This window comes from Phycicoccus flavus (assembly GCF_004025965.2).
GTDB classification, from domain to species: Bacteria; Actinomycetota; Actinomycetes; order Actinomycetales; family Dermatophilaceae; genus Phycicoccus; species Phycicoccus flavus.
On the sequence record NZ_SAYU02000123.1, the window covers coordinates 1 to 4,129 of the forward strand.

The following is a 4,129-nucleotide window of genomic DNA, read 5'->3' on the forward strand; positions in this document are numbered from 1 at the left end:
TCCCACGGTCCGACGCCGACCTCGCGCCCGTCGTCCTCGGCCTCCATGCCGCGACAGCGTAGGTGAGCACAGGCAACCCACAGGTCGCGCACACCCCGAGGGGGCACCGGAGCCGTAGCCTTTCCGACGTGATGCACGCACTCGGCCCGCAGTGGATGGACCCGCAGTACCTCCTCGACACCTACGGGACGGCGTTCTTCTTCATCGCGCTCGCCATCGTCTTCGTCGAGTGCGGGCTGTTCTTCCCGATCCTCCCGGGCGACACCCTGCTGTTCTCGGTCGGCATCTTCATCGCCGGCGGCCAGCTGCACGACAACCTGCTCGTCGCCCTCGTCGGCCTCTTCCTCGCGGCGATCGCGGGCAACGTCGTCGGGTACGAGATCGGACGCGGGGTCGGCTCCCCACTGCGCAACCACGACGGACGCATCGTCAAACGCGCGTACTTCGACCAGACCGAGGAGTTCTTCGGCCGGTACGGCGCCCGCGCGCTCGTGCTCGGCCGGTTCGTGCCCGTCGTGCGGACCTACATCACGGTCGTCGCCGGCATCGGCCGGATGGAGCGCCGGCACTTCGTCACGTGGTCGGCCGTCGGCGCCGCGCTGTGGGTCCTCGTCGTGACGCTGGCCGGCTACTTCCTCGGCAACGTCGGCTTCGTCAAGGACCACCTCGAGCTCGTCATCCTCGGCATCGTCGTCCTCTCGGTCATCCCGATGGTCGTCGAGTACCTGCGCCACCGCCGCGCCCGGGGCATGTCGCCCGAGGAGGTCCGCGAGGGCTCCGCCGACGTCGTCGAGGACCTCGGCCGCTCCTGACCCAGGGGTCAGGCGTCGAGGTCGAGGAGACCCCGGCGGTGGGCGGCCGTCACCGCCGCCGTCCGGTCCGAGACGCCGAGCTTGGCGAAGGCCCGCAGCAGGTGGGTCTTGACCGTCGCCTCGCCGATGAACAGCTCGCGGCCGACCTGCGCGTTCGACAGCCCCCGCGCGACGAGCCGCAGCACCTCGACCTCGCGCCCGGTGAGCTCCGGCCCCACCGGGGCCCGCAGCCGGTCCGCCAGCCGCGCGGCCACCGGTGGCGCCAGCACCGTCTCGCCGCGGGCGGCCCGGCGGATGGCGTCGGTGAGGACGGCGGTCGGGGTGTCCTTGAGCAGGTAGCCACGCGCGCCGGCCTCGACGGCGCGGACGATGTCGGCGTCGGTGTCGTAGGTCGTGAGGACGAGGACCTGCGGCGGGTCGGGCAGGGCCCGCAGCCGCGCGGTCGTGTCCGCCCCGTCCAGGACGGGCATCCGCAGGTCCATGAGGACGACGTCGGGCCCGAGCCGCGGGACGAGCGCCAGCGCCTCGGCGCCGTTCGCGGCCTCGCCGACGACCTCGAGGTCGGCCTCCTCGCCGAGGACGGCGACCATGCCGGCCCGCACGACGGGGTGGTCGTCGACGACGAGCAGCCGGATCACCGGGCGACCCCGGGACTCGCGAGCACGGGCCCGACGTCGACCCGCGGGACCTCGAGGCGCAGGCAGGTGCCGGCCCCGGGGTCGCTGCGCAGGTCGACGGTCCCGCCGACCTCCGCCGCCCGCGCCCGGACGCCGTCGAGGCCGAACCCCGTGGAGCCCTCGCCGGGGTCGAAGCCGCGGCCGTCGTCGGACACCGAGAGGACCACCCGCTCGGGCTCGTAGGCCAGCGCGACGTCCACCCGGGCCGCCGCGGCGTGCCGCCGCACGTTCGACAGCGCCTCCTGCGCGGTGCGCAGGAGGACGACCTCGGCCGCGCCCCCGAGCGGCGCCGGCTCGCCGCTGACCCGGACGTCGGCGTGCAGGCCGGTCTCGCTGGTGACGGCCTCCCCGAGCCGGAGCAGCGCCTCGGCCAGCGTGCGCGACTGGAGGTGCCCGGGGGTGAGCTCGGCGACGATGAGCCGGGCCTCGGCGAGGTTGTCGACCGCCGTCCGCTCGATGAGCCCGAGCCGCTCGCGCGCCGTCGCCTCGTCCCCGCGGGCCAGCGCGGAGTCGGCCGCCCGGGCCAGGGCCACGACCGAGGTGAAGCCCTGCGCGAGGGTGTCGTGGATCTCGCGGGAGATGCGCTCGCGCTCGTCCTGCACGCCGCGGTCCCGCTCGACCGCGGCCAGCCGCGCCTGGGTGGCCCGCAGCTCGTCGATGGTGCGCGCGCGGGTGTGCGCCTCCTGGACGATCCGGTTGATGAACAGCCCCAGCGCCAGCGAGACCGCGAGCGAGATGACGGAGGAGACGAGGATGGGCCCGACGATCTGGCGGTCGAACCCGCTCTGGACGAACCGCAGGACGCCGAAGGCGGCGAGGGCCAGCACGGTCCCGACCGCAGCCCACCGGACCCGCACCATGGCCCACAGCTGCGGGAAGAGGACGAAGTAGAGCATCCAGGACTCGGTGCCGGGATCGAGCGCCTGGATACCGAGCAGGGCCCCCCAGGCGAGGACCTGGTAGGCCAGACCCGCCCGCTCGTCCTGCCGGATGCCCCGGACGCCGAGGACGGCGTAGGCCGCCGCGATGACCGCGAACAGCAGGAGGGAGGGCCACCGGCCGGAGGGGCCCGGCTCGTCGAGCAGGGCGACGACGACGGCAGCGACCCAGACGGCGGCGAAGACCGCGTGCCAGAACGGCTCCTGCCGCCGCCACATCGCGACGAGGTCGGCGCTGGAGTCCCCGGTGTCGGTGACGTGGTCGGGCTCGCTCACCGGCCCATCCTCCCGCGCCACGCTCAGACCGTCCCGCGCTTGTACCAGCGGAAGGTGAGGACGCACAGGACGAGCCCGCCGACCGCCCAGGCCGCGAGGACGAGCAGGGTGCGGCCGGTCTCCCAGGACCCGGCCATCTCCAGGGAGGCCAGGGCGTCGGGGTAGAAGACCGAGCGCATCCCCTGGGCGATCCACTTCAGCGGGAAGATCGCCGCGACCTGGCGCAGCCAGTCCGGCACCGAGTCCCAGCCGATGTACACCCCGGAGATGAACTGCAGCACGAGCATCGGGCCGATGACGACCGCGCCGATGGAGCGCGAGCTCGACAGCGACGAGTAGGCGATGCCGCACACCGTGCCCGTGACGAGCCCGAGGACGAACACCGCGGCGAGCGTCCCCCAGCGCGCGGCGCCCTCCGGCATCGGCACGTCGAAGGCGAACCGGGCGGTCAGCAGCAGCACGACGAGCTGCACGGCCGAGGTCACGGCGACGAGCCCGACCTTGCCGAGGAAGTACGCCACCGGCGGCATCGGCGTGGAGCGGAGCCGCTTGAGGGTGCCGTCGTCGCGCTCGGAGGCGACGGAGAGGGCCATCGTCTGGAAGCTCGTGAGGATGACGCCGGCGGCGACCATGCCGGGCAGGAAGAACTGCGCGGCGGTCATCTGCGCGCCGCCGTCCTCGAACTGGGGTCCGAAGATCACCGAGAACAGCCCGAGCAGGAGGATCGGGAAGAGGAACCCGAAGAGCACGGCCTCCTTCTCGCGGGAGAACATCGTCAGCTCGACGCGGGTGCGGTCCAGGCCGAGGGCGAGGGTGTTCATGCGGGGACCTCCTGCGACGCGGCGCCGGCGACGTGCGGCGCGATGAGCCCGAGGTAGGTGTCCTCGAGCGAGGGGCGGGTGACGGTGAGCTCGGGCACCTCGCCGGGGAAGCGGGCGGCGAGCCGGGCGACCTCGGCGGTCGGCTCGCGGGTCGCGACGGTGTGCACGGCCCCGTCCTCCTCCCACGACACGCTGGCCTCCCCCCGGCGGCGACCGCCCAGGGTGGCCGGGGTGTCCAGGGCCAGGAGCCGCCCGGCGGCGATGACCCCCACCCGGTCGGCGAGGTGCTCGGCCTCGTCGAGGTAGTGGGTCGTGAGGAGGATCGTCGTGCCCTCGTCGGCCAGGCCGCGGATGAGGGCCCAGAAGTCGCGACGGGCCTGGGGGTCGAACCCCGTCGTCGGCTCGTCGAGGAAGACGAGCTCGGGCCGGCCGACGATGCCGAGGGCGACGTCGAGCCGGCGCTTCTGCCCGCCGGAGAGCCCCGAGACGCGCCGGTCGGCCTTCTCGGCCAGGCCGGTCACCTCGATGACGTCGTCGACGTCGCGGGGGCTGCGGTAGCAGCGGGCGGCGCTGCGCAGGACCTCGCGCGGGGTCAGCAGGTCCAG

Annotated in this window: 5 protein-coding genes; 1 reads left to right on the forward strand and 4 read right to left on the reverse strand. The window is 74.0% G+C overall.

Annotation, left to right across the window (positions count from 1 at the left end; translation table 11 throughout):
* Positions 1 to 131 precede the first annotated feature (131 nt).
* Positions 132 to 812 (forward strand): VTT domain-containing protein, encoded by a 681-nt coding sequence (locus tag EPD83_RS19850; protein WP_128367772.1) that lies wholly within the window; start codon positions 132 to 134, stop codon positions 810 to 812.
* Positions 813 to 820: 8 nt separating this feature from the next.
* Here EPD83_RS19850 and EPD83_RS19855 read toward each other — a convergent pair whose 3' ends face one another.
* The 4 genes from EPD83_RS19855 to EPD83_RS19870 form a co-directional block, all read right to left on the reverse strand.
* Positions 821 to 1,450 carry a response regulator gene (locus EPD83_RS19855; RefSeq protein ID WP_165567050.1) on the reverse strand — a complete coding sequence of 210 codons (630 nt, stop codon included), beginning with the start codon at positions 1,448 to 1,450 and terminating at the stop codon, positions 821 to 823.
* Positions 1,447 to 2,703, reverse strand: coding sequence for a sensor histidine kinase (locus EPD83_RS19860; protein ID WP_165567051.1), 1,257 nt, complete (start codon positions 2,701 to 2,703; stop codon positions 1,447 to 1,449). Before EPD83_RS19860 ends, EPD83_RS19855 begins: the two co-directional genes overlap by 4 nt.
* Before the next feature lie 23 nt (positions 2,704 to 2,726).
* Positions 2,727 to 3,524: an ABC transporter permease gene (locus EPD83_RS19865; protein ID WP_128368545.1), complete on the reverse strand. Its 798-nt coding sequence runs from the start codon at positions 3,522 to 3,524 to the stop codon at positions 2,727 to 2,729.
* The coding region (locus tag EPD83_RS19870) for an ABC transporter ATP-binding protein (RefSeq protein WP_164896844.1) at positions 3,521 to 4,129 on the reverse strand (609 nt) is incomplete at its 5' end. The genes EPD83_RS19870 and EPD83_RS19865, both read right to left, overlap by 4 nt.

Excerpts from the sequence above, each read along its gene's own strand:
- EPD83_RS19850 (WP_128367772.1), top strand. The coding sequence starts at position 132 with ATGCACGCACTCGGCCCGCAGTGGATGGACCCGCAGTACCTCCTCGAC.
- EPD83_RS19865 (WP_128368545.1), bottom strand. The coding sequence starts at position 3,524 with ATGAACACCCTCGCCCTCGGCCTGGACCGCACCCGCGTCGAGCTGACG.